Raw genomic sequence first — 24682 nt, forward strand, 5'->3', positions numbered from 1 at the left:
AGTCGGGTACTTGACTTTTTCAATATTCGACACTAGATTTCAATGGCAAATATGCGTTACTACCCAGTTAGGAGTATCAGAAATGTGGTTCTTGATTGGCGCCTTGGACGGGTTGGTTCCTTCAGTTATCAATCCCACCCCAGCGGGGTAGGTAAAGTTTATCTCTACCATTTTGCGTAAACTGGCAGGCCAACCTGTACGGGTTTGTTTACCTGTTCGCAGGTAGAATCAGGTTTCATGCCCGTATTTTTTAGGTATCTTCGTGCTTTGGTTCGCCTGGGACGTTGGATGGATTTGCTCGGCAAGTCTAGCCTAGCGACGATGGTTCTAGCACCTTTGCTGAGCGTACTGCTGCTGGTGTCCACTGGTGGTAGTCAGTTTCATTTTCCACACTTTGAAGGAGCCACAGCTTTTGCAGCAGTGGCTGTGGTTCTATTCACCGGTGGCAATGTTACGGCGATACGCTCGGATTTGAGGGCGACGGGTCGACGCAGGTTGCGATTTTATAACTTTGGTGCCGGTGATTATCTCGGCCTGGTTTTGCTGGCTTCTTTTCTGCCAGCCGTAGTTGAGAGTCTCTGTCTAACAGTATTGCTTGACTCCCCCATACCTTATCCCAGCCTTTTTTGTCTGGTTTTTATTTCAACCTGGCTGCTATCAGCCGGGGTTTTCCTTCTGTTAATCACGGTGTCTACCGCCAATGTGGCGACTCTGCCTGCAGGCAAACCTTTAGATTGCCCGACTTCGCCGAGCCACGCTGTGGAATTTTATCTCTGTCACGCCCTGGGTTTACCGGCACGACGTAAGGTTTTTACGGCGACAGTGTGGCTGGTCGCAACGGCATTGGGTGGGATGTCAGCTGGGCTGCGCATACCGCACATAGTCTCCTACTTTATGAGTGGCTTGCTCACAGGGGGCATGCTGGAATATCTGCTTGCCGCCGAATGGCAGACATCCGCCCGAGCCACTTGGCGGATTTACGCAGTGAACACTCGAATGCGCAACCGCGCCAAGCTAAATACCACGCTGCGGATTCTAGTGCCCTATCTGCTTTGTACCCTGATAGCTTCCCTGTTGGCCATGCGCTTTGGTTGGGTGTCAATGGACGCAATGCTGGCTTTTATACTGGTGGCGAGCTACGCACTGGTAAACACCTGGGGGTTGACACGAGTGCTTTCCGCAGCGGCACAGCGACAGGGGCGTGGACTCAGTGATTTTCAGGTTGCTTTGTGGTTGATTCTGAATCTGGTACCACTATTGATACTACTGCTAGCCTTCGGTATAGATATCAGGGAGAAAACGCGCGGCGAAAAGAGAAAGAGGAGGAACTATGCTCAGGCTTGATAATCTGCAATACCGTTATCCTGGCGGAGCTGGACTGGGGCCATTGACTTATGATTTTCTTCCCGGTTCAGTTTACGCCATAGTGGGTCCCAATGGGGCAGGCAAATCCACTCTATTCAATATCCTGGCTGGCTTGCTGCCCTCCCAAAAAGGTATCGTGAGCGTGGATGGAACTGCCAGCAGTGCGCGAATTCCCTTGCCAATACTGGGTTTCCTGCCCGAAACCAGCCTGTTAAACCCTCGATTTACCCCACGTCAAGCCCTCCAATTCGATGCGGCCATGAGGGGCTTTCCCTTGAGCGCCGCGCAACTCATGAGCAGACTCGAAGCGTTTGGGTGCCATGATTTTGCCGACCAGAAAATCACTTCGCTCTCGCAAGGCATGGCGAAACGTGTCGCGCTGGCAATCGCTTTCCAGCCCACAGCCAGCGTCTTGATTCTTGATGAGCCTTTGAACGGCATTGATACCCAAACCCTGATACAATTGCGGGAACGAGTTTTAGAGGCGCGAGAATCTGGGCAAACCCTGCTGATTTCCTCACATATTCTATCTTTCGTAGACGAAGTCACCGATGAAATCCTGTTCCTTAGCCACGGTTGCCTCGCCGCCCGCACCCCAACCCACGCCGGTCAAGCCGAACAAATCTACCGGCATCTCTTCATGAGAATGTGAAACACACCCGTGCGTGACCTTATAATTAAATATATAAATATACCTGTCACTGGAAAATCCGCGAGGCCGGGCGATTTACCGCTGCCCCGAAGCGGCGTTGGCGGGACTGGAAGACTAGTAAATCCCGCCACAGGGTTTCGCGGTTATACTCCGGCCAAGGCTCCGGGGCAAACACTAGCTCCGCATAGGCTGCCTGCCACGGCAAAAAGTTCGAAATACGCTGTTCGCCCGAAGTGCGAATCAACAGGTCAACGTCGGGAACATCCGGCAAATACAGCTCCCTAGCCAGGGTTTTCTCGGTCACGTTTTCGGCGCGGATTTCACGAGTCGCCACCCGCGCCGCCACCGCCCGGGCGGCGTCGGCTAGTTCTGCGCGCCCCCCATAATTCACACACATAATCAGGCTTAATGGTCATGAGGTGTTGGTTTTTTCTTTGTTTTTTGTTGGTATTTCAGGGGAAAGTGGGATAAAAGTCGTTTGGACTCGACTTTTTGGTTGGACAGTTGGTGTTGATTTAATCCGGGTTTTCCTTGTGTTTTCCAACAGAAAATCGCGGTAAAAGTCGGTTTTCATACTGGTAGGTATGAAAACCAATAAAAAGACTTGCCCCGAGTGCGGGAACCCGATGTTGAAAAATGGTCATGATAAGCGCGGGGTACAACGATGGCGTTGTGCGGCATGCAGAATCACTGGTAGATGGGCTAATGATGTCACGGCACGGTATTTAGCCTTTTTCCTGGATTTCATTGTGGGTAAGACCACGCATCGTGATTTACCAGGTCAGGGCCGCACGTTTAGGCGTAAAGCCGCTAGACTGTGGGAATTATGGCCAATCTGGATACCAGACGGGCAAACCCACCGTGTTATCCATGTTGACGGGATTTATCTACGTCGTATCGTGGTGGTTTTGATAGCCTACGCGGATAATCACGTGGTGGGATGGCATGTTGCCAGGAAAGAAACCACACAGGCCTATAAAGACCTACTGCGTAAGATTCCCCCACCTCAACTAGTGGTGTGTGACGACGGCCTGGGCGCCGCTAAATACGAGGATGTCCCCACCGTGGTGGATGGCCAGGTTATTACCGGGCGTGCCCTGGGTGCCGGGATTGAGTTCGCCCTGCAGATTGTGACCGCACTGCGCGACAAAGAAACCGCCGCTAAAGTGGCGAAGCAGATTGTTTACCCCGCCATCGGCTAACCCCCGACGGGATTAGTATTAACGGCGTTTTTACACCTGACAGGAGTTTACCCAGGCACTTAAACATGCTATATTGATAGTAGCTGTGTCAGCAGAAGGCGTTTCTGCCCGGGCGGTTGCGGTCGGAGCCGGGATTTACTTCATTCCCGGCATGGGACAAGTGACAATCACAGTTACCCGAGTATACGCCCCAAGTACCCGAGTACACCCCAAGGGTGAAGCATCTAATCCCGCCGGGTGATTATCCCAGGTTGACGCTGCCACCGACACAGTTGACCATGACTCGAGGGCTGCCACTGCCCCAGCTATAGGTGCGCAGGGCATCCAAGCGTTTGCCGCAGTAGGTGGCACTGCCAGAAACCTGTTTAAGTTCTAAAGTCAGCTCGTGAGGCGCTGGCTTCCAGTTCACGGAGGCTGATTGGATATCTATATTAACAGAGTTCGCGACCGCTACATTCGAGAGCGTAAATGAACATGCGCTGCCTCGCAAGTCGAGTTCTTGGAATTGCGACCGATTTATATTCACACCCGCTGGGTTTGCCTGTATCGACAATCGAGGGACTTTAATTCCTTGCAGAGTCAGGTGCGAAGCAGTGCTGATTAAAACCTCATCAATCCCCAAAGGGGCATAGTCGTTCAAATTCAAAGTGATTGTGTGTTTCTGAAACAATATTTCACCCAATGAGGGGCGTTTCTCATTCCAATAAGACACTGTTTGTTTCACGGCAAGGGTCGAGCCTGTCTTGTTGATTGTGAAGTAATCTTGAAACTTGTCCAAGTTGGAGCTTCGTCCCCCCATAGCAGACTGACCAATAAGTTCACAAGGTAAATCAATGAACGATAACTGTAATTGCATAGAAAATCCTTTATTTTGTCCATCAGCATCCTATTAACGCAGCCACCAACATCCGCAGCCGCCGACAATTTCATTCTAATCCCACAGAATCCTCAAGGCAGGAGGAGGACAAGTGATTTGTGAGGACAAATATTTTTCTGGTCACAGAATTCTGGCTTGGACACGACTTCACCGCCTGCGGCAAAAGACCAGATGGGGGTGGATTTACCTCTAGTATGGGAACAGTGAAAATCTCGTAGCCCGCCAGCCCATCCGCACCCGTATTATGCCAACAGTTAAGGGGACACATTGCTGCTAGGCCGGGCGATTTACCGCTGCCCCGAAGCGGCGTTGGCGGGACTGGAAGACTAGTAAATCCCGCCACAGGGTTTCGCGGTTATACTCCGGCCAAGGCTCCGGGGCAAACACTAGCTCCGCATAGGCTGCCTGCCACGGCAAAAAGTTCGAAATACGCTGTTCGCCCGAAGTGCGAATCAACAGGTCAACGTCGGGAACATCCGGCAAATACAGCTCCCTAGCCAGGGTTTTCTCGGTCACGTTTTCGGCGCGGATTTCACGAGTCGCCACCCGCGCCGCCACCGCCCGGGCGGCGTCGGCTAGTTCTGCGCGCCCCCCATAATTCACACACATAATCAACTGCATTCCACTGTTATCCCTGGTCAAAGCCTCGGCCGCGCGCAGTTCCGCCAGCACGGATTTCCACAAGCGCCCCTCCCGGCCACTCCAGCGCACCCGCACCCCCCAACGGTTCAACTCGTCGCGGCGTGCCCGCAACACCCGGCGCGAATACCCCATAAGGAACTTTACTTCCGCCGGGGAACGCCGCCAATTTTCGGTAGAAAACGCGTAAACCGACAGGTATTTCACCCCCGCCGCGACCGCCCCGGCAATCGTGTCCATCAGGGCGTACTCCCCCGCTTCGTGCCCCGCCGTGCGGTTCAAACCCTGGGCATTAGCCCAGCGCCCGTTACCATCCATGATGATGGCCACATGGGATGCCACCCCGGACACCAGCCCCGTCGGCAACCCTGGTGCCGCCGGGGAATCCGGAGCCAGAATCTCGCGTTGCCAGGGCTTAACATCCCCTGACTTAGAACTCCCCGGCATAGAACCCCCAGCTTTCGTATCCATCCCGACTAGCATCTCATGAACCACGAACAGATTCGAGATAATCTAAGCCACCAACGGGGTGATAGCCGCCAAATCAGATGCCAGCGCCTCGCGAGCGACCGCGTTGTCATAGTCGAGCTGCAGACCAGTCCAAAACCCGTCGCTCGTACCTAGCGCACGGGACAGCAATAACCCGGTTTCCACTGTAATCCGGCGCTTCCCATGCACAATCTCGTTAATACGACGCGGCGGAACTCCCATAGTTTTAGCCAGCCAATATTGCGAAATATTCAGGGGCTTCAAAAACTCCTCCCAGAGAATTTCACCAGGATGAATCGGAGGATGTGCCTTTTGTACCATATCGCGTTCCGTGCGGGAGTCGGCAAAGGATTGAATCACATTCTTAATAATAACGCATGACGTTATTATCAGCGAAATTGAACTTACACTCCTGACGGATTTTCGCAGGACGGATTTTCGTAGGCTGGCCGGTAACCTCACAGGGGTTTGCGGGGTAGTTTTCCCGCCGCACGCACCCCGCCCGGTTACCTTTGATTCAGGTCAGGGACTCGGCGATTATCCGTAAGTACGTATGCTACGTTCTTAAGCTCATGAGCATCTCGAATATCAAGTCTGTTCACAAGAACCAGCGAGGAAAGATTACCCGTACTGGCCAGGCTCTCCCGCTTGCACAAACTATTTGACACCCTCCAAAACCTGACAGGCTCAGCCTTTTGATTAAATCAGGAAAATCCACCCCAGGGATACCAAATTTGCGCACACCCCGACCGGATTCTCCTGAAACCATCAAATCTGTCCCAACCCAGAGCCGAATTCTCCTGAATTCATCAACCCACACACCTGAAAGGCAGTAAAGTCTAGACGACCCCGCCGCCTCATATCACACCTTGCAGCCTACGAAGTCAAGTATGTGTTACAATTCACAGACGGAGTAACACATATTGGATGAGGTGAGCCAAATGCCAAGCACGACCCTAACCGTTCGGATGGATAGCGATTTGAAAGCTCAGGTAGATGCCACTGCAAAAGCCTTGGGACTGACTTCTGCGGCCGCTTTCAACATTTTTGCACGGCAATTCGTTGCTACTCAAGGCTTCCCGTTCCCGGTAACACTCACCGGTGTGGTTCCTTCCGAAAAAGAATTCGCAAAGACCATGGACGCGCGCTTTCGCGAAGTAGCATCCGGCCACGCCCAGATTCACGAGCTTCTCAACTGATGCAAAAACTATGGCACGACCAGGCCTGGATGGATTACCTGTACTGGCAAACACAAGACCGAAAAACTCTGCAGCGTATAAACAGATTGATTGTTGAAATCGAGCGTGGTGGCAGCAACGGCAAGCCACCCGCAAAAGCCGAACTACTCCGTCACAGCGAAACTGGATTGAGAAGCGTCCGCATAGACAAAGGAAACCGCTTAATATACGGATTTATTGATGCCCAAACCCTGGTCATCGTTTCCTGTCGCGGACACTACCGCTGAATAGGGCTAGCCTTCCCGTTCAAACCCCAGTTACGCTATGCGCCGGGGGGTCGCCCCTCCCCGGAGTACGAATCAATAAATCCGCATCATCTAAGCCACCAACGGGGTGATAGCCGCCAAATCAGATGCCAGCACCAGACTTGCCGAACAGATCTATCACCATCTCGACTAGCATCTCATGAAATCGCGCGACAACCGCACACCGCACACCAAACGCTTCAGGCGATTTCCAGGATAGACAGGGATTTCAGGCGGCGTTCCATGTGCCACTGGACAAAAGCCGTGACCAAGGAATGCGCCTCGGCGCGCTCCGCCGCCCCGCTAGCCTCGGCACGTGGCCAATCCCCGACTGACAGCGCCGCCAACAGGTGCATTGTCTCCAAAGCCACCGGTGCCGCCCCGTGGGGTTTGCACTCCCCGCACACCGCCCCGCCGGCCGCCGGGTTAAAGTACCGATGTGGCCCGCCCGCCCCACAGGTCGCGCAGTTCCAGCAACTCGCCGCCCACCCGGCCAAACCGAGCAGCCGCAACAGATAGGAGTCCAACACCAGCCCCGGTTCGTGGCGGGAAAGCGCCAGGGCGTGCAAGGCCCCCAAGGTCAGCCGGTAGTAACGGTCGGTCGCCCAGGCTTCTTCGCTCAGACGTTCCAGGGTTTCTACCATCAGGTTCGCGGTAGTAAACAGCGCATAATCAGCGGCAATCGAGCGCCCATAGGGGGCGAGCGTCTCGACCTGCTCCACATTGTGCAAGCCCCCACGGCCGGGGCGAATCAGCACATCCACCACCCCGAAAGGCTCCAGGCGGGCGCCAATCCGCGAAGTAGTTTTCCGCACCCCGTGCGCCACCGCCCGCACCAGCCCGTTATTCGCACTGAGTAGCGTGACGATACGGTCGGCCTCACCCAAGTCTTGGGTGCGTAACACGATGGCTTCGTCACGTAGGGTTTTCATCAATCTTATTCTAGTCCATGAGGTGCCACCCGGCACCGCGCCGCGCACAACGAACTACCTACATTTGTACGTGAAAATATACCGACGAAAGTAGATAGCATAATGCAAGATCCATGGTTTACTGGTTAATGCTTAAACACGGGAAGAGTAAAGATAAGGAAAGCTTATGCACAACACAGTATTCAAAGGGATTGGTTTCACGGTGGCTATGGCCTTATCCGCGACTGGAGTCACGGCTGTAGCCGTAGATAACCCCACTGGAAGTGAAGCTGCAACAATTCACCAGGCCACAAGTCAGATAGGTGCCCAATCAAATGTCGTCATGACAGACGATGGGATTAGTATCAACGGCGTTTTTTACACCCGACAGGAATTTACCGAGGCACTTCAACACGCCATACTGATTTCGACCTCCCCATCTGAGGGTATTTCTACCCGGGCGGCTGTTGCCGTTGGAGCCGGGATATACTTCGTACCAGGTATTGGGCAAGTAGTCATAGCAGCTACTGGAGCTATTATTGTCGCCGGTCTGGTTGTTGTTGCCGGCACCTGGGCGTGGAACGCGGTCACCAATTACCTTGCCGAGCGTGACAATCAAATACTTGCCCGAATTCGCGGTTCTATCCCATCTAGTCTGCGAAAATCGAATGGAGACGTAGACCTTAGTAAATTCACTACAAGATTGAAGAACGGGCAAGGATGGAGGGCTCCGAATGGTTGGAAAATTGACAAAAATAGGGATGGGCGCAAAGGTGGCAAATGGAAGCTCAAGGACAAGAAGGATAGGCGAGTAGCTACGTTAAGGGAAGATGGGGAGGTCGTTGGTGGCTAAGAACAACAACTACAACGAATCTGGCGGTTCCTTTGCTCGCATCGAGGAACTGCATGAATCTGAGTCCTGGCATTTCCTGGATTATGTGCCCTTCCACGCGGTAGGCGATGACATCCTTACTTACGATTCGTTCCTTCGGAATAGTCCTTATCTGGAGCGTTTCGCTAATCAGATAGGTTTTATTGCTTTAACGCTGGTGGCTGAATATCCGGCGGTGATGATACTGACGGAAGAGGACGAGTTCTTCAAAACACACCCGGATTTGAAACCAGAAGTGAATATCCGCGATTTGTCCTTCGAGCAGCTCAACGCGATTATTCACGACGTGATAGTCCAAGACTTGTCCTCGGTACAGATTCTTTTCCCAGAACAAGACACACTACTGGACATCGCTGGCGAGTTACAAGTAGCCCTGTACAACGCGAGCGGGGAATTCCTGCATAACATACGCCTCCTGGCACAACGCAACGGCCTGTTCCTGATGTACCATGCGGAGGACGACAGCATATACCTAGACGAAACACCAGACAACCACCCCGGCGATAAAAACCTGCCGTAATGGCCTAGAGCTTCCTGTCTCTATCGGGTTGCGCGCCCAAGTCTTGGGTGCGCAACCCGATGGCTTCGTCACGCAGGGTTTTCATCAGACTCATTTTAGTGCATGAGGCGCCAAGATTTGCCCCCGCCCTCGCACTGCCTCGCAAATGCTGACTACTTATGGGTAGATTGCGCCCATGCTCTCTGGGCATGATTCCAATGGCTTACGGTATCACCAGCAATTATTGGGTTGAGGAATTGCTTGACGAGCTCAAGAGCTTTTTCGATAGTAGATATAGTTTCGGGGAGATTTGTTTTAGCAGCAAGTTTCACATACTGCTCAGCCTGTTGTTGTCCCCATTCCAGCGGAAGCTCAAATTCGCGTCCAAGAACAATATGTCTGGCGGCAGTTTCCCTAAGAATAGCTGTTCTAAGATTTTCCGCTTCAAATTCCTCAGTCAACGCGTAGACGGCAATGTCAAGCAAATCTTTTACCCGGGTTGATGGCCTGTCGGCGTGGCGTTCTCTGATAGCGCATACTTTGTCAGCCACGCCGCGTTCAGCGGGATACACGGGATAATCGCAAACCTCGATGCCGCCTACTTCAATCCTGTCAGCTGGTTTAACCCAATCAGGTTCACCGATAGATATCTCATCAGATACGAGATCCACAGAAACGCGTTGAATCATTTTGGCACCAAGAATGGCCTCGAAAGTTAGCGTGTAACCGTCCCGATATTCATCATCACCTTTTATGGGATTGACCCCTATAAATCGAAATGTGACAAAATCACCCGCATTTTTTGCCGCTAATCTCCGGAGCTCCGCTACTGCATCTTCGATATCGAGGTTATCGGTAGCTAAATCTATGTCGCGCGTGGCTCGAGCATTAATGGTTCGAGCTAGCATTCCCAACCCGCCCTTGAGAACAAAAGAAGTATCTGGCTCACTAAACACCCGGTACAAAAGTCTGTGGAAATAGAATCCCGCTATCGCCCGACTGGTGGCAAGCGGCGACTTTATAGCCGCCTCTTTCACCGCCATTTCCAAGGCTTTCGGCGAAGAGTACACTCTGTTAACCTCTTTCCTTTAGAGCCACGTGTCCCAGGCTATCAATTTCTACGAGTTCCCGTGATCCACCTGCAAAGACCCCAACTGTAGCCAAGAGTTGCTCGACTCGCTCATCCCCGATAAGTTCACGTAACCGACGCATATCAAAGTCGGTTGCCCCATAGCGCCTCATGACTTCCACCACAGCATCAGCTATTAAAGAGTCCTCTTCATCCTCGAGAATAAGGTCAGAAATCGTACGCTCCACCCGTGTCACAAGCAACCCATCTAGCCAAATAACATCCCGCGCCGCCACCGTTTTCACCCGAAAGTTAACCCCACGCATACGGCTATTAAACCGCTTCGGTGTAGCCAGTTCCCATGGCACCGGTTGCAAATCCCCCACGCCAAGAACATATGCCGCACTTGCACCACAAACCGCAATACCGTCAAATTCCTCCGCCAGACGCTCATAAGTAAATGTAGAAGGAGCAGTGAGTTTATACACCGCCCGCAAATCGTCCAAATCCGAACCAATAGCTGTCGCTAGCCGATAAGCGCCATGACGCAACCGCTCGATACGCCCCACCCGCGCCGCATATGAAAGAGCGTAACGAGGAATACCCGCACGCAGTGCCTGGCCACTAGTGAAAATACCACCTTCGGAAGCAGCCAGCTCTTCTATGATTTCTACGTTACTTCCACCAGCCACGTTTCAATAGTAGCATTATTTACAACTAGCGCAACCCGATGGCTTCGTCACGGAGGGTTTTCATCAGACTCATTTTAGTGCATGAGGTGCCAGCCAACGCGGAGCCAGCCGCCCAGAAAGGCAATCTGGTTCACTATCTTGGAGTCGGGCGCGGGGAATCAACCCGCGCCCCGCCAAGCAAAAACACTCGCAGTCTCGCCTCAAGACCAGGATTCAGGCTAGACTTAGGTTATGTCCGCTTTGTTTACCGATTGGCGCCGCCCGACGTTTATCACCTCGCTGAATCCGGGGTTGCTGGGCTATGACCGGTTGCTGGCGGATTTGCATCCGCGCATTGAACTGGTGGAAATCCGCCTGGACGGAGCCTGGGCGGCGCTGGGCGCGTTCATGGGTAAAGACGAGGATTTCGCCCGCGCGAAGTCTATTATTTCCCAGGCTCGCGAGCAGTCGGGACGCCCGGTATTGGCCACGTTTCGCACCGAGAACGAACCGGGCAGCCAGATTCAAATTACTGACGAAGCTTACGAACAACTGATGCTCTGCATGGGGAAAGTCGCGGATTATGTAGACCTGGAGTTGAACTATCCCCTCATGAACACTGATGCGCAAACCGCCGCCGCACTCACGGCCAACCCCCGCGCCCAGGAGGATCTGGACAAGCGGGTGGCGAAAACTGTGGGACAATTGCAGCGAGACGGGGCGAAAGTGATCCTCTCACGCCATTTTTGGCAGCCTTCCCCGGATAGTGTCGAGGAGGTTCTCGACTTGTTGCGTCATCAGGTGGCGCTGGGGGCTGACGTGGCCAAGGTGGCGTGTTCGCCCGCTGATGCGGCGCAACTGGCGGCCTTGCAGGAGGCCGGACGTTATGCTTTCGAGATTATTCACAAGCCTACGATGCTGATTGGGATGGGGGAGATTGGGCGGCCAACCCGCCTGGCCGGACCGCAGGCCGGTAACTGGGGGACCTTTGTGACGGTGGGCGCCCCGGCCAGTGCTCCGGGTCAGCTTCCCTTGGCGGAACTGGAGTTACGCTACCCCACCACGGTTTGAGGCATTCGCACCACGAACTTGAATCCGGGGCGATAACCAAGCCTATGACCTGGTCATTAGTATCGCTTGCGGCAAGGGTTATTTCCAGATTTGAGGGTTACCAATCGCGTAGAGTGGAATGTTTCGCATCCAATCCTGGTCGCGGAAATCAGAAAGGCTGAAACGGCGGGCTTGGCTAGCTTGGGGATACCGTTCACTAAAGGCACGCAGACTGCGCGAACGCAAGTTTTCCTCGGCCTTGACTTCTATGGCATAGACTTTACTGCCCTGTTGCGTCAAGAAGTCAATCTCGCCGCGCGAATTCTCCGCCGACCAATAATAGACCTGTTCACCGTTTTCACAGATTAGTTCTTGACAGACGAATTGCTCGGTGAGCGCCCCTTTAAACTCCGTGAACACTCTGTTGCCGTCGATAATACTACTGGCATCCAAATCCGACATCGCCCCCAACAACCCCACATCAACTAAGAAGAGTTTGAAAGCTGCCGTATCGGCGTATCCGGCCAAGGGAATCCCCGGTTTCTTGACCCGTGACACGCGATGCGTCAGTCCTGCCTGGGTCAGCCAAGTTACCGCGAAACGGTAACTTTTGGCTCTAGCCCCTTCGCGGATTTGTCCAAAAATAAATTTCTTGTTTTCTCTGCCCAGATGTGCCGGAATGGAATGCCACAAATCCAGGGCGTTATCAATCTGGAAACCGTTGAGGTGCTTGGACATATCACGTTCGTAACCTTGCAGGATGTCGTGTTGCACCTGACGCACCTGGCCAAAATCTGTGGTTTCCAGGTAGGTTGCCACCGCCTCGGGCATACCACCCACAAAATAGTATTGCCGTAACAATGAAACCAGTTTCGACGCGAAACCACGTAGCAGTACCTCGTCGCTTTCATCCACCAACTCGCGCAATGCCCTGTTATTCGTTGCGTCTAGGAATTCTCGGAAGCTCAAGGGATGTAAATCCAGAGTGTTTACCTTGCCCACGGGATAACCACTGCCGGAATGAAATGTAATCCCCAACAAAGAGCCCGCTACCGCAATGGCCTGATTCGGCTCGTTTTCACAAAAATACTTCAACGCGGTCAGAGCCAACGGGCAGTCCTGGATCTCGTCCAGAATCACTAATGTCTTACCCGGAACAATGTGTTGTCCGCTCTCGATTTCTATCGCCCGCAACAGGCGCTTGGTATCAAAACCAGCTTCAAACTGTGATTTCATCCGAACATTCCGATCCAGGTTCACATAGGCCACATTGCCGAAATGTCGCTTCCCAAATTCCTGCAGCAGCCAGGTCTTGCCCACCTGTCGCGCCCCGTTAACCACCAAAGGCTTGCGCCGTACGGAATCCTTCCACTCCACCAGATGCCCCATGAGGAAACGCTCCACGAAACCACCACCCTAACAGATACGTCCTGATTTAAGCACACAATTGCGAAAATATGTCCTTATTTTATCACTTTTAGGCTTAAATCATGACATAACCTGTGTTCAAATTGGGAGCCTGTGGTCAAGTTCGCAACGCGACAACCACGTGGTGTGGTGGGTACCTCGGAGCACCCAGAAGCTCGCCGCCGCCGGACTTAAACCGAAAACCCAAGCGCTGCTAGAGATTTTGGCTGCCAATCCTCTCACCAGCCCACCACGATTTAAAAAACTCTCGGGACATTACAGGCAAATCCGTGCTGAACTGCAAAATCAAAGAAAAATTATTGGAGCCAATGATTTACACCTAGCTGCCCACGCGCGTTTTCTCGGACTGGTTCTAGTCACCAATAACACCCGCGAATTTGCGCCGCTGTCATCGACCTGATTATAGAAAACACCCGAGAATCCCTGGACATCCTTAAACACAGGCACAATATGCACAAACTCTTAGGCGAATGGGACGGTAGCAACGAGTGCCATATAGCAAATGCCGGCGACTGGCTGGTCATCTGGAAAACCGTGGACGGGATTGCCTACTTCCAGCACACCGGGTCACACGATGATCCGGTGTGCAAAAAACTGAAAAACGCAACCAAACACGCCATCGCCTCAGGAAATCGAAGGCGGTTGAAGTACGCCATAAAGTGTATTTAACCTAGAATTTAGACTAGAATATGTACTAGCAAACGAGGAGGGAGCACCATATGCAGGTAAACACTGACACCTTGGTTTCCATCACCGAGGCCAACCAGAATTTCTCGAAAGTAGCTCGGCTTGTCGACCAGTATGGTTCTGCGGTTATCCTCAAGAACAATACCCCGCGATACGTCGTCATGGAGTTTGCTCAAGTCGAGAAAAACACCGAGGCCAGCGACACGGAAGTCAACGAAATCTCCCAGCAACTCATGAAACGCAATACCCACGTTTACCACGAACTCGCCAAGTGAAATACCTGAGCAAATCCCAAATCCGCAAACTCCACGCAGACCTGATTGCCAGCTCCGGAGGCCTGTCCGGCCTCCGTGACGAGGGTTTGCTTGATTCTGCCATAGCCACCCCGTTGCAAGGCTTTAGCGGAGCGGATTTATATCCCACGATTATAGACAAGGCTACCCAATTGGCCTTTGGACTGATTAGGAATCATCCCTTCATTGACGGCAATAAACGAATCGGCACCCACGCGATGCTCGTGTTGTTGTACCTAAACGAAATCGAACTCGCCTATGAAGACGATGAACTGATACAAATTATCCTCAATGTCGCAGCTGGGCAGACGAGCCGAGACGACCTGTACCAATGGATTAAGACTCACATTACTGAATAGCACCTCATGAAACCGCGGTGAACTGGAGCCCAACGCAACCGCGAAGCCGCGACAATTCCTCGGCGAAAGTAACGGATTGTTCCCCGCCGAAAACCTCGTGGCGAATCCGGAAACTCGCCAATAAATCCGTCGCAGTTTCACATTCAGACACCCACAGTTTCACCATCCGGAGGCTCCTTTCGTCACGGGACTGGTTTGACCTAGGCTTACCATCCTAAAGGATGCGGTACCTTTGCTTTAAACCGGCGAATTTTTAGGTTATTTTCATGAGGTGCCACTGGTTAAATAGCAAAAGTGATTATTGACCTTCTTACCAGCCAGGATAGAAGCGCCAGTCTTTCCAGACCGGGTCATTCCAAGGCACCGGGTGTCCCCCCGTGTCGCGGAAGTGCCAGGAACGGTAGATTATTGCGAAAGAAAAAGTAAGAATTACAGCACCAAAAACGAACTCCCAGTGCCAGATTTTAATCCAGTAGGTCACCAGGCTAATGCCCAAAAACCAGAAGTTTTTTGGGTAGACTTGCTTCACTTTTTTATCTAAGTCGGGATACTGGCTGGTAATTAGTAAATACATCTTGGCATAAATCAAAAAACCCAAACCGTGTAGGCCAAGCGCCGCCCACAGTGGTAACCCCGCCCACTGTCCCAGCAAAGCACCACCACACAGCCAAAACGCCGCCACCTCCCCGACATGCCACCACAACAGTGACGTGCGCTCCTTTTTTGCCAGCACTCCCACTTTACCTCTCCTGTATTCCTTGTATTCTACCTGGCAAATTATCCGTAGGGTTTTATAATCACGAAAACAAACCAAAGCTCCGTGACGATGGTTAGTGGGGAACTGATCCAAGCAGGACTAGCTTCCCACTAACACGCATTATAACCAGGCATCACTTTCTGCTGGAATACCAACGCTGATAGATGCCAACAGCGGTAAATGCGCATGCACCTAGTATTCTTTCTGTATCTAGCCAGCTAGAAATTTTCAAGAGCGGGTCTCTCTCAGCTATGGTCATTACTAGCATAGCCCACAGAAAATCTAGGCTAAGACGGGGTATCCAGGGTAAGAGTGCTGTTCCCCGAGTACTAACTGTCACATTGCTTTCATCATTCATAGCTCGCCCCTGCAGTTCCATGCTAAGCCACCCCCACAGTACTCAGGGACAAAGCAACGACAGCAGCACCTGCAGTGATAATCCGTATTGGTTTTTTCATTTTTCAATCCTTCTGTTCGTTTCAGCCTTCTTAGCTGAATGTCCTTGACACCCGTTGGTGCCAGCAGCAAACTTTTCGCCGCCACCCTCAGTGAAACACAAACAGAGCACTTTGCAACACCGACAAATGTAGAGGTATCCACCTCGATCTTCGTCAGGGTCACCACCCTGACATTTGTCGATGTCGGAAAGCACAACAGTGATGCTAGGGTGAATTACACAGGTTTGAGATTATCAGCCATAAGTTGTTTAGGAGGTCAACCATGTCTAACATTTATGCAGTTCAAAGGCTATTCGCGCATGGAGTGGCTTTGCTCGCGGTCGGCGTTCTAGCCGTGTCTCCTGTCACGCTGCCCACAACCACTAACAAGGTAACACTTCCCAGCGATGTCCCAACTATGGTGGGGCAGCCACGATACGGCTTATTCTACTGTAAGTACTTACCACACCTACCGGGGTGTAAATGACATTGGAAGAATCTAGACCTAAGTGGCTCTTTTCGCGTTTTACTAGGAATTCCACAGTTTGGCTGCAAACCAGGGGAATCGGCTACCGCGCTGCGTACCTGCTAATGGCAGCCTTCATGGTTGTATATGAGCTGATTCCCCGCGTATTTCTGAGCTCGTTAAATGAGCCGGAAGTGTGGCTGATTGTCATCTTCGGGATAGAACTTGCCCTCGCCGCGTGGCTGGGAGTAGTCGGGGATTTAGTCTATATTGGGGTGTTTTTTGCCTACGGGTTTACAGAACACTCCAATCTGCTATCCATGCCAGGTTTCGGGATTAACCTGATTGTGGTGGTGTGGCTGATACAGCACTGGAACCTGCGGGCGCTGACTCTGCTCGCGGCGATGGTGGCTCTTAACACCTGGCAAGATGCTGACCCCGGTCGGCGGATTCTCGGAGAACTGTTCCTTATTGCCCTGGTTCTGGCCATTGGATACAGTTTGCGCTTCATCACAGACAGAACCCAGAAAACCGAGAGGCAACTCATGAAGTCGCGGCAAAGCGCCGCCGCCATCCGCGAAGAACTGGCGCGGCAACTGCACGACACTATTGCGAAAGACTTGGCACAAGTGGCTATTTCGGTGGAAAACCTGGCCACCACACATCCCGAACTCGCCACCGAAACCGCACCCATCGTCACCCTGGCACGCGAAGCCGCCGGGCGCATCCGCCCCCTGATTATGAACCTTAATGCAAAAGCCACCCCGCCCAGTTTGGACAAGGCTATTCAGGATTCCCGCACCATGCTGCGCACCCGCGGGCTCACCCTAAAGGTAGACCCGGAAGGCAAATTAGATAAACACCTGACGCGCCAAACTATCCAGACCGCCGCGCTCTTCGTGCGGGAATGCGCCACGAATGCCCTAAAGTACAGCGAAAACGACACCGGCGTGGATTTGCTGATTGACCTTGACGGGGAGGCGATTTCACTGCTGATGGCCAGCACAATCTCCACGACACCCGTCCCGCCACAGTACACCAGCGGATACGGCCTGGTGAATTTGCAGTCCCGCATCGAGGGGGAAGGAGGTAAAATGCTGTTTACCCGCCGCAATAATCGGTGGATTATCAACGCCATTATCCCCCGGAGGTTTTCTTGAACGACGCGGCTGCGGCAGAAACGATGGACGGATACGAGAAGAATAACGCGGACAACACGGACGATGCGACCGAACCAACAGGTGTGAAAGACCCCAGGGACGCGAGTGGCGCGAACCGGGACATCCGCATCCTCTTTGCCGACGACGACCGGATTATCCGCGAAGGGCTGGCGAACTTGTTGAATCACCAAGACGGCATCACCGTGGTTGCCACCGCCGAAAACGGCGCACAAGCCCTAAAGATTCTCGCCACGCAGCCCGTGGACGTGGCCTTGATAGACGTGGATATGCCGGTACTCGACGGCATCCAAACCGCCCAACGCATCGCGACACAATACCCGAAGCTGGCGGTGGTGATCCTGACCGCCTTCGAACATGAGGAATCTTTCGCGCGCTCCCTGGAACAAAACGTGCGCGGGTTTTTGACCAAGGATATTCCCCCCGATCGGCTGGCTGAACAGCTGAAACGCGCTCACGCTGGCGAGCGGGTTTTCGGGTCGCGCCCCACCGAAATGCTGACCTCAAACTTTCTGGCCGCGAGTAGCAACGCTCCCGAATACCAAGATTTTCGCCGCCGCGTCGAAGCGCTCCCGCCCTATCTGCGCGACGTATTCGACCTTGTCATCGAAGCATACCCCAATAAAACCATCGCCCGGCGGCTGAAACTGAGTGAAAACACCGTGCGTACCTATGTTAGCGAACTCTTCGTTGCCCTCGATTTCACCAGTCGCAACCAACTGACCATCACCGCCTTGAAAGCCGGGTATTGACGGTTCAAGCGGGGGTGGGTTTGCTTACGGCTCACGTTTAGCGGTGTTTTGAGGCGGGTTCATGAGGTGCCAGCCAACGGCGACAAGTGCCTCGTGAAACCGGGCGGTCAATATTCCGGGCTCAAGGCGCGCACCTGGGTTTCTAGCTCCATCAACTGGGCAAACACCGCGTTTTTCTCCTCTCCCGCATCCAAACGGTTCAGTTTCGCCCGCAATCCCGCCATTTCCCGGTTCAGGTACAGGCGCTCCAGGGCATCCATCACCTCGTGTATCCACGGCGCGGCTTCGTCTTCAGAGCGTACCGGTACCGGTCGGGTCGCCAAGTCGGTGACCACTCCCCCCAAGGCCGAGCCCGCCTGGGATTTCACCGCCGCCGCCCAGCGATTCAAGGCGGCACGCGGCGGGTCTGATGTCCCCGAAGCTGCCGCCTCGGTTTGCAGACGCGCATATTCCGCAACCCCACCCGCTGCCATGATAACCTCGAAAATGGCTCGCAGCGTGGGTTGGGTGAAACCCTGGGGGCTAAGCAGGTCAAAGTGGGTTTCCCCCGTCAAGGCCGGGAAATGGAGCGCCGCCACCAAAGCGTCACGCTCCAGGCGCCACACCGGGTCGGTATCCACGCCCGGGTCGAGCCGCACTGGCGGCATTACGGGTAATAAGGCCGGCGCATTCCCCGTACCGCCTGGATTTCCCTCGCGACTCATGAATCCGCCACCAACTGAACCACCGCCATAACCGTTGGAACCGCCAGACCTGCGGCTTAAACCCGCGCCGCGCGCCTCCTGCGACCGGGAACGCAACCACTGTCCTGCCGCGTTCACCGTTTCCCAAGCCTCGCGGCTGTTTACCCCCAGCCAACCCGCCAGACGACTGACGTATTCTTGGCGCAAAGCCCGGTCGCGAATCTCGGCCGCAATGGGTGCTGCCGCCCGCAGTGCCGCCACACGACCCTCGGAGTTGTCCAAGTCGAAACCGCCGATAATCGTTTTCAACACGAACTCGAACAGCGGGCGGCGGCTGTCCACCAAATCCCGCACCGCCCCAGGACCGCGTCGCATCCGCAAATCGCAGGGGTCAAGCCCCTCTCCAGCCACCGCCACGAAAGACTGGGCGGCGAAATCCTGGTCGGTGCGGAAGGCCTTTAGGGCGGCTTTCTGGCCGGCCGCATCCCCATCGAACGTAAAAATCACTTCCCCGCCGCGCGGCGCAGAACCATCGGGCATCCGCAAAGACGAAGCCCCATCGGCCGGGCGCCCAATCAGACGGCGTACAATCCTCGCGTGTTCACCGGTGAACGCCGTGCCGCATGTCGCCACCGCGCAGGTCACCCCGGACAGATGCGCGGCCATCACATCGGTGTAGCCCTCGACGATCACGCAGCGGCGCTGTTCCCCGATAGTTTTGCGCGCCAAGTCCAGGCCATACAAAACCGAGGATTTGTGGTAAATCGGGGATTCCGGAGTGTTAATATATTTCGGGTTTTCCGGGTCGGAATCATCCAGGCGCCGCGCTCCGAAACCTAGCACCGCCCCGGTAGTGTCCCGTATCGGCCAAGTCACCCGGTCACGAAACACGTCGTAAAGACCGCGCGAACCCATTTTGGCCAATCCCACCGTGGTAATTTCGGCATCGGTGAACCCACTGTCGCGCAAATACCCCAGCAGGTTCCCCCAAGCTTTCGGGGCGTATCCCATGCCGAAACGTGCCGCGTCCTCGGAAGTAAACGCGCGACCTTCCACGAAGTCCCGGGCATCTTGAGCCTCCGGCGACAGTAGCTGCGCGGTAAAAAAGTCTTGCGCCACCCGGTTGCATTCCAAAAGGCGTTGCCGGGTACCCGGTTCTACCCGCGTCGAGCCGGCCTCGCCGCCCTCCACATAGTGCAACACAATCCCGGCTTTATTCGCCAAAAACTCGATGGTCTCCAGAAAAGCCAAACCCTCGATGCGTTGCACGAAATCAATCAAATCCCCGCCTTCGCCGCACCCGAAACAATGCCACAGATTCGCCCCCAGCGTCACGTGAAAGGACGGGGTTTTCTCGTCGTGAAAGGGGCACAGGCCTTTCATAGAGTTCACTCCCCCGCGTTGCAAAGTGACGTAATCACCCACGATTTGCTCAATGGGGATGGCTTCACGCACCTTTTGGATGTCATCGGGGTCGATCTTAGAAGCCATAGCCCTATCTTACCGTTAGCGCCTCGTGAATACCGCCCCACCCGCAGGCAAAACGCTGTGACCCCGGCTCGCGCCTCATGAAACCACAATCCACCGGTGGAACCGCTAAACCGGCTGGGTCAACATTCCCACCAATCTAGCATGCCACGCCGCTGCCGAAGTGTCCGTCAGGCTCGCGACCTGGTCGATTACCGCCCGCAGCCGCCCGGCATCACGTCCCAAAGGGTGGTTGTCGGCTCGGCGCCACTGGGTCGCAAAGGGCTCCTGTAGCGCGTCGGCGTGCTCGGTTTGCCGTTCCAAAAGCGCCCACACCAAATCGGAGAGGATTTGCTTTTGCGCCAGGTAGTCATGCGAGGTTTCCCGCGGTGCCATCACGAAGTACACCGCGATTCCCTTAAGGAACAGGATTTCGGCGCGGGTTTCGCGCGGAATCACCAGGTCGGCCGCGTAACGCGTCAGCGGGTGGGTACCGTAGCGTTCACGGGTGGCATCATGAGTCGCCAGGCAAAAACGGCCAATCAGCTGGGAAGTCATATCTTTCAAAGCGGCTTGCGAGCGGTAGTCGGTGGCGGGGGCGGCGAGCCAAAACGGCGTGTTCCGCAGGCGTTCATAGGCAGCAGCGATGTCGTCCACGGTGAAAGAATCGGGCTTTTGGGGGTCAAAAGCTCCGACATACCACTGTTTGGTGGCTTCCAGGACGTGCACCAACGTCGCGTCATTATCCAAAACAGTGGGATTTACGGAACCCAGTGCTATGGCGTCTTCCACGTCGTGGACGGAATAGGCGATATCGTCGGACAAATCCATGACCTGAGCCTCCAGACAGCGCCGGTTCGCAACCGACGCCGGAGTCGCGGTTGGGGCAACCGACGCAGCCGGCACAGCGTCGGGCATGGAAGACTCCGCCGTATCAGTACACGCAGTCGGCGCATCGGCTCGCAGCCAGGCAAATACGGCTGCGTCTTCCTGGTAGACTCCGAATTTCGTACTGGAGCTGCCGCCCGGTCCTTTCCCACGGTGCCACGGATATTTCGCAATCGCGTCCAGGGTGGCTCGAGTCAGGTTTAGTCCAGCGGGTTGCCCTTCGGGGGTGACTACTTTCGGTTCCAGATAGGTCACTAGGCGCAAAGTTTGCGCGTTACCTTCAAATCCACCAATGTCTCTAGCAATATCATTGAGCACCCGTTCCCCGGAATGCCCGAAGGGCGGGTGCCCCAGGTCGTGTGCCAGGCAGGCCGCGTCCACCACATCCGGGTCACACCCCAGCCCCTTGCCCAGTTCGCGTCCCACCTGGGCGACTTCCAGGGAGTGTGTCAGGCGGGTGCGGGAAAAATCATTGGTCATCGGGCCTAACACCTGGGTTTTTTCGCCCAGCCTCCGCAGCGCCGAAGAATGCAAAATCCTGGCCCGGTCGCGCTCAAAATCACTGCGTTCCCCCCGCTTGTGCCGCTCGGGCACGAAACGTTCGTGTTCGGCGGCGGGGTATTCACCAGTTTTACTCACCCCCCTAGCCTACCTTGCCACCGTTAGGTTTCGCGGATTCACGAGGTGCCATCAAGAATCCCAGGCATGAGTTAACATCACACCATAATTTGTTGGTATAAAAATACCAACAAATTACAGTATCGCTAGCTATCGTCTCACGCTATTATTAGAGAAGTTCCCCAGCTGGACATATTCAGCAAGACCAGTATAGATAGATGCATAACACGTTCTCCTTCCTTGAAGTAGCCGATTTACTTGGATGGCACGACACAGAAGTTCTGGAGTCGGTAGATACGGGTGTGCTTCCCACAATCTACCGACTTTCAGACTTACTTAATAACCCAGGATGGCCGTATAAAAAGTTAGATAATCCTCTAATCTCCGAAGTGCAGCTTAGAGAGTTTATTTACTCATTATTAAATGATTTTCGTCACGATTTTTCCTTGCCGGATGCGCTTGCAACCCTTCATTATAATGGTATTCCCATTTGGGAATTACGAAAATTTTTGTATATTTCAACAGATATTAATTATGATTACATGGAAGCGATAATGCTCAAACATGTTGATAACTACATAAAGGATAAAGATAACTTTTACATCTTACCAACGTACCACATTTTTCCCGATTACTGCAATGAATTTGTTATCGAGGACGTGTTTCGCGGGACACTAGATTTGGGAATTGAACATAGAGTAGTTGTCAATTCAATAATTGAAGCACCAAATCTTAAGATTGAAGATACGACAGAAAGAATTCAATTTCTCCTTAAAAGCCAACCTAGTTATCTAATTGATAGCTATAAGCTTATAGATTCTTTAAATACAGAATTTACCACACTGTATCCCGATTCAGAATCATTGAGTGCCATTACTGTTCATGATTTTACAGGCATACCATATAGATATGCACGAATAATGGAACAAGAAGGAACCCTAACAGGTAATAGCTTGATAGAAGAATTCAAAGCCAGACTAGCTAAAATCCACTCGCTACACATGACTTTAGAACCGCGTTAGCCGTGGCAAGTCAAAATTAACAATCCGCAAAAACAATACCCCCACACAAAAAGTCAAGACTCTCTAAAAGACCAGTTCAAGACGAGTAAAATGGATTAATCCCTAATCTCCCAGTCTCAATGCCGCCTTAGCTGGCGGCATTCACCGGCATCTCTCCAAGCCCTAGCACAGCGGCAGTTTATCGCGCAGATACCCGTGTTCAAAATGGGAGTGGGATATACTTAATGACGTGAAAAGGCGGAAACTGCTGGGTGACATCACCAGGCACGCCAAAAGTATCAATGCGCAGCTCACTCTCAAGGAAGGTGGTGCGCACACGATAGTGCGACTGGGCGACAGACAAACCGTCGTTCCCCACCACACCGAAATAAACGAAATCACCGCTAGACAAATCATGAAACAGTTAGGGATGAAATGAAACTCACAGCAAAAGCTACCCGAGTTGGCAAATGGTGGGCAATCGAAGTCCCTGAAATTGAGGGACTTTTCACCCAAACCAGACACCTCGACCAGGTCGAAGCGATGGTTAAGGATGCCGCAGCAGGACTCACCGAGCGCCCCGAGCAAGACTTCGAGGTTGCTGTTCTGGTCACGAACCAGAATATGCAAAAGACCGCCGCCTTCGCCTCATGAACCCGGCAACAAACACAACACGGACAACCCGCTCAACCAATAGCGATGGTGCTGATGAAGACCGCATAATCCGAATGTCCGACAAGTTCGAGAGTATAAGGACTGCACGCCCAACCAGTGTAACCAGGCATCGGCCAGTGAAGAGGCATAATCGGGCTTTCCGCTAGCCGGCACTCGATTCGGGTTAATGTGCCGCTGGTAATCTTATGAGGTTATTTGCGGTGGCGGCGGAAAATCTGGCGACGATTGACCATTAGGTAACTGGTTTTGCGGCTGCGGCTGACCGATTTGGGGATTATATGTCGGCTGCAACTGATTATTCATACATGAGCCTCGCGTGCCCTAATAGTGGAAAAAAATGAGGTTAGCTTGCGCTAAATTCACACTCCAGGCCATTTTCCACCGTTAGGGCTATTTTCCGCAGCAGTGCACGAGTGTAGCCCATTCCCCTTATTCGGTAGTGCTTGGGGCTGGCAAATCCTTATGCGATTTGGGGTCGTCCCATCCCGATTTTGAGGGGGTTACCGCCGGTTCACATTCATAAATTTTTTCCCCGTCGAGTTCGGTGAGTGCATTGAATGCGAATTCTGTTTGCTCTTGCATAATATCTTTTGACGGATACTTGTATATTACTACATTACCGGAGGAGTTAGTAAACGGCGCCACGTCCAAATCGTCGAGTACACGGATGCCTTTGCCGGTTTTAATGTCAAATACATATCCACCAGTTTCTGAACCTATGGCTATCAATTTCTTGGTTACTATCGGTGGATTATGAATAATATTGTTGTTAAGAATTTTAATGGGTTTGGAATATCCATCAAAACTGTACCAGACGATGCTTTCCGGGTCGTGGATGGGATCCACCCAGGCTGAAGCACCGCTGGGTATTCCATAAGAATACGCCATTGTTGCCCTCTGACATCACCGCCAGGGTTCGCGCGTCGTTGATGTCACCAAAGCCTATATACGATGTCGGTTTAGTGGGTTCATAGACCAGCGCGTTTAGCTTGTCATATTCCTCGGGAGTGGGCCACCCCAAGCAGGACTTTCCTCGTTTTACCCACTTTGGCGGGGAGTGATGCTGTTTAGGGGCACGTGGAAAAACACTGCTATCTAATTCCACAAAAGCCTCGCTACGGTAGGGGGTTTTGCGGGGAGTTCCTGGCATGCCGTAACGTGGGTCTTGCTTCGGGTCAAAGCTGGGTGCGGCAT

At 53.3% G+C, this 24682-nt stretch carries 29 protein-coding genes and 1 pseudogene; 17 read left to right on the forward strand and 13 right to left on the reverse strand.

Features of this window, described 5'->3' with window-relative positions:
• The first annotated feature begins 237 nt into the window (after positions 1-237).
• Positions 238-1344, forward strand: a complete 1107-nt coding sequence (locus tag F4555_RS06155) for a hypothetical protein (protein WP_050756875.1) — start codon at positions 238-240, stop codon at positions 1342-1344.
• On the forward strand, positions 1331-2017 hold the full coding sequence (locus tag F4555_RS06160) for an ABC transporter ATP-binding protein (protein ID WP_004016525.1): 687 nt from the start codon (positions 1331-1333) through the stop codon (positions 2015-2017). Before F4555_RS06155 ends, F4555_RS06160 begins: the two co-directional genes overlap by 14 nt.
• Before the next feature lie 46 nt (positions 2018-2063).
• Here the strand turns inward: F4555_RS06160 and F4555_RS06165 are convergent.
• Positions 2064-2426: pseudogene (locus tag F4555_RS06165) on the reverse strand (undecaprenyl diphosphate synthase family protein); the annotation flags it as partial.
• Positions 2427-2601: 175 nt separating this feature from the next.
• On the opposite strand from F4555_RS06165, the gene F4555_RS11200 reads away from it, so the two are divergent.
• Both F4555_RS11200 and F4555_RS06175 read left to right on the forward strand, forming a co-directional pair.
• On the forward strand, positions 2602-3219 hold the full coding sequence (locus F4555_RS11200) for a transposase-like zinc-binding domain-containing protein (protein ID WP_255312884.1): 618 nt from the start codon (positions 2602-2604) through the stop codon (positions 3217-3219).
• Positions 3220-3304: 85 nt separating this feature from the next.
• Positions 3305-3460 (forward strand): hypothetical protein, encoded by a 156-nt coding sequence (locus tag F4555_RS06175; RefSeq protein ID WP_160151213.1) that lies wholly within the window; start codon positions 3305-3307, stop codon positions 3458-3460.
• Here F4555_RS06175 and F4555_RS06180 read toward each other — a convergent pair whose 3' ends face one another.
• The 3 genes from F4555_RS06180 to F4555_RS06190 form a co-directional block, all read right to left on the reverse strand.
• Positions 3461-4075, reverse strand: coding sequence for a DUF4097 family beta strand repeat-containing protein (locus tag F4555_RS06180; RefSeq protein ID WP_114991201.1), 615 nt, complete (start codon positions 4073-4075; stop codon positions 3461-3463).
• A gap of 294 nt (positions 4076-4369) precedes the next feature.
• Positions 4370-5182 (reverse strand): polyprenyl diphosphate synthase, encoded by an 813-nt coding sequence (gene uppS / locus F4555_RS06185; protein ID WP_114991779.1) that lies wholly within the window; start codon positions 5180-5182, stop codon positions 4370-4372.
• Between the two features lie 66 nt (positions 5183-5248).
• Positions 5249-5545: a HigA family addiction module antitoxin gene (locus tag F4555_RS06190; RefSeq protein ID WP_004011987.1), complete on the reverse strand. Its 297-nt coding sequence runs from the start codon at positions 5543-5545 to the stop codon at positions 5249-5251.
• Between the two features lie 620 nt (positions 5546-6165).
• Between F4555_RS06190 and F4555_RS06195 the strand changes: the two genes are divergently transcribed.
• Both F4555_RS06195 and F4555_RS06200 read left to right on the forward strand, forming a co-directional pair.
• Positions 6166-6423 (forward strand): type II toxin-antitoxin system RelB/DinJ family antitoxin, encoded by a 258-nt coding sequence (locus F4555_RS06195; protein WP_036342174.1) that lies wholly within the window; start codon positions 6166-6168, stop codon positions 6421-6423.
• Complete coding sequence (locus tag F4555_RS06200; RefSeq protein WP_004011984.1) at positions 6423-6689, forward strand: Txe/YoeB family addiction module toxin; 267 nt, start codon at positions 6423-6425, stop codon at positions 6687-6689. The genes F4555_RS06195 and F4555_RS06200 overlap by 1 nt, the downstream gene beginning before the upstream one ends.
• Positions 6690-6907: 218 nt before the next feature.
• Here the strand turns inward: F4555_RS06200 and recO are convergent, their stop codons facing one another.
• Positions 6908-7639 (reverse strand): DNA repair protein RecO, encoded by a 732-nt coding sequence (recO, locus tag F4555_RS06205; protein WP_114991204.1) that lies wholly within the window; start codon positions 7637-7639, stop codon positions 6908-6910.
• Between the two features lie 166 nt (positions 7640-7805).
• Between recO and F4555_RS06210 the strand changes: the two genes are divergently transcribed.
• Both F4555_RS06210 and F4555_RS06215 read left to right on the forward strand, forming a co-directional pair.
• Positions 7806-8471, forward strand: coding sequence for a DUF2062 domain-containing protein (locus F4555_RS06210; protein ID WP_004016521.1), 666 nt, complete (start codon positions 7806-7808; stop codon positions 8469-8471).
• Positions 8464-9030, forward strand: coding sequence for a hypothetical protein (locus F4555_RS06215; RefSeq protein ID WP_004018244.1), 567 nt, complete (start codon positions 8464-8466; stop codon positions 9028-9030). The genes F4555_RS06210 and F4555_RS06215 overlap by 8 nt, the downstream gene beginning before the upstream one ends.
• A 152-nt stretch (positions 9031-9182) precedes the next feature.
• Here the strand turns inward: F4555_RS06215 and F4555_RS06220 are convergent, their stop codons facing one another.
• Positions 9183-10079 carry a nucleotidyl transferase AbiEii/AbiGii toxin family protein gene (locus F4555_RS06220; protein WP_004016518.1) on the reverse strand — a complete coding sequence of 299 codons (897 nt, stop codon included), beginning with the start codon at positions 10077-10079 and terminating at the stop codon, positions 9183-9185.
• Positions 10080-10083: 4 nt separating this feature from the next.
• The gene (locus F4555_RS06225; RefSeq protein ID WP_004016517.1) at positions 10084-10770 is read right to left on the reverse strand and encodes a type IV toxin-antitoxin system AbiEi family antitoxin domain-containing protein; all 687 of its coding nucleotides are present in this window, start codon (positions 10768-10770) and stop codon (positions 10084-10086) included.
• 231 nt (positions 10771-11001) lie between these two features.
• Between F4555_RS06225 and F4555_RS06230 the strand changes: the two genes are divergently transcribed.
• The gene (locus F4555_RS06230; RefSeq protein WP_004018498.1) at positions 11002-11820 is read left to right on the forward strand and encodes a type I 3-dehydroquinate dehydratase; all 819 of its coding nucleotides are present in this window, start codon (positions 11002-11004) and stop codon (positions 11818-11820) included.
• Positions 11821-11898: 78 nt separating this feature from the next.
• Here F4555_RS06230 and F4555_RS06235 read toward each other — a convergent pair whose 3' ends face one another.
• Positions 11899-13203, reverse strand: a complete 1305-nt coding sequence (locus F4555_RS06235) for an ATP-binding protein (RefSeq protein ID WP_004018454.1) — start codon at positions 13201-13203, stop codon at positions 11899-11901.
• Positions 13204-13629: 426 nt separating this feature from the next.
• On the opposite strand from F4555_RS06235, the gene F4555_RS11205 reads away from it, so the two are divergent.
• Genes F4555_RS11205 through F4555_RS06250 form a run of 3 tightly spaced genes read left to right on the forward strand, consistent with a single transcriptional unit; the run spans position 13630 to position 14566 of the window.
• On the forward strand, positions 13630-13896 hold the full coding sequence (locus tag F4555_RS11205; RefSeq protein WP_376698552.1) for a type II toxin-antitoxin system RelE/ParE family toxin: 267 nt from the start codon (positions 13630-13632) through the stop codon (positions 13894-13896).
• A 50-nt stretch (positions 13897-13946) separates the two neighbouring features.
• Positions 13947-14189 carry a type II toxin-antitoxin system Phd/YefM family antitoxin gene (locus F4555_RS06245; protein WP_004016513.1) on the forward strand — a complete coding sequence of 81 codons (243 nt, stop codon included), beginning with the start codon at positions 13947-13949 and terminating at the stop codon, positions 14187-14189.
• A complete protein-coding gene (locus F4555_RS06250; RefSeq protein WP_004011973.1) occupies positions 14186-14566 on the forward strand; it encodes a type II toxin-antitoxin system death-on-curing family toxin in 381 nt (126 codons plus the stop codon). Before F4555_RS06245 ends, F4555_RS06250 begins: the two co-directional genes overlap by 4 nt.
• A gap of 4 nt (positions 14567-14570) precedes the next feature.
• Here the strand turns inward: F4555_RS06250 and F4555_RS06255 are convergent, their stop codons facing one another.
• Entirely contained in the window at positions 14571-14732 is a 162-nt protein-coding gene (locus tag F4555_RS06255; protein WP_004018512.1) for a hypothetical protein, read from the reverse strand.
• Between the two features lie 144 nt (positions 14733-14876).
• Positions 14877-15305 carry a hypothetical protein gene (locus F4555_RS06260; RefSeq protein WP_004014264.1) on the reverse strand — a complete coding sequence of 143 codons (429 nt, stop codon included), beginning with the start codon at positions 15303-15305 and terminating at the stop codon, positions 14877-14879.
• A 938-nt stretch (positions 15306-16243) separates the two neighbouring features.
• Here F4555_RS06260 and F4555_RS06265 point away from each other — a divergent pair.
• Together F4555_RS06265 and F4555_RS06270 are read left to right on the forward strand one after the other, a co-directional pair.
• Entirely contained in the window at positions 16244-17386 is a 1143-nt protein-coding gene (locus tag F4555_RS06265; protein WP_036370063.1) for a sensor histidine kinase, read from the forward strand.
• Complete coding sequence (locus F4555_RS06270) at positions 17383-18156, forward strand: response regulator transcription factor (RefSeq protein WP_004018469.1); 774 nt, start codon at positions 17383-17385, stop codon at positions 18154-18156. Before F4555_RS06265 ends, F4555_RS06270 begins: the two co-directional genes overlap by 4 nt.
• A 107-nt stretch (positions 18157-18263) precedes the next feature.
• Here F4555_RS06270 and dnaG read toward each other — a convergent pair whose 3' ends face one another.
• Together dnaG and F4555_RS06280 are read right to left on the reverse strand one after the other, a co-directional pair.
• Positions 18264-20330: a DNA primase gene (gene dnaG / locus F4555_RS06275; RefSeq protein WP_004018467.1), complete on the reverse strand. Its 2067-nt coding sequence runs from the start codon at positions 20328-20330 to the stop codon at positions 18264-18266.
• Between the two features lie 105 nt (positions 20331-20435).
• A complete protein-coding gene (locus tag F4555_RS06280) occupies positions 20436-21833 on the reverse strand; it encodes a deoxyguanosinetriphosphate triphosphohydrolase family protein (RefSeq protein WP_004018460.1) in 1398 nt (465 codons plus the stop codon).
• A gap of 197 nt (positions 21834-22030) precedes the next feature.
• On the opposite strand from F4555_RS06280, the gene F4555_RS06285 reads away from it, so the two are divergent.
• The 3 genes from F4555_RS06285 to F4555_RS06295 all read left to right on the forward strand — a co-directional run bounded on the left by F4555_RS06285 (position 22031) and on the right by F4555_RS06295 (position 23467).
• Positions 22031-22834, forward strand: coding sequence for a hypothetical protein (locus tag F4555_RS06285; protein WP_036370059.1), 804 nt, complete (start codon positions 22031-22033; stop codon positions 22832-22834).
• A gap of 229 nt (positions 22835-23063) precedes the next feature.
• Complete coding sequence (locus F4555_RS06290; RefSeq protein ID WP_004011958.1) at positions 23064-23252, forward strand: type II toxin-antitoxin system HicA family toxin; 189 nt, start codon at positions 23064-23066, stop codon at positions 23250-23252.
• Positions 23249-23467 carry a hypothetical protein gene (locus F4555_RS06295; protein WP_004011957.1) on the forward strand — a complete coding sequence of 73 codons (219 nt, stop codon included), beginning with the start codon at positions 23249-23251 and terminating at the stop codon, positions 23465-23467. The genes F4555_RS06290 and F4555_RS06295 overlap by 4 nt, the downstream gene beginning before the upstream one ends.
• Before the next feature lie 450 nt (positions 23468-23917).
• Here F4555_RS06295 and F4555_RS11210 read toward each other — a convergent pair whose 3' ends face one another.
• Positions 23918-24376, reverse strand: a complete 459-nt coding sequence (locus F4555_RS11210; RefSeq protein WP_249262482.1) for a hypothetical protein — start codon at positions 24374-24376, stop codon at positions 23918-23920.
• Positions 24377-24682 lie beyond the last annotated feature (306 nt).

The sequence above is a fragment of the Mobiluncus mulieris genome, assembly GCF_014204735.1.
Taxonomy (GTDB): Bacteria; Actinomycetota; Actinomycetes; order Actinomycetales; family Actinomycetaceae; genus Mobiluncus; species Mobiluncus mulieris.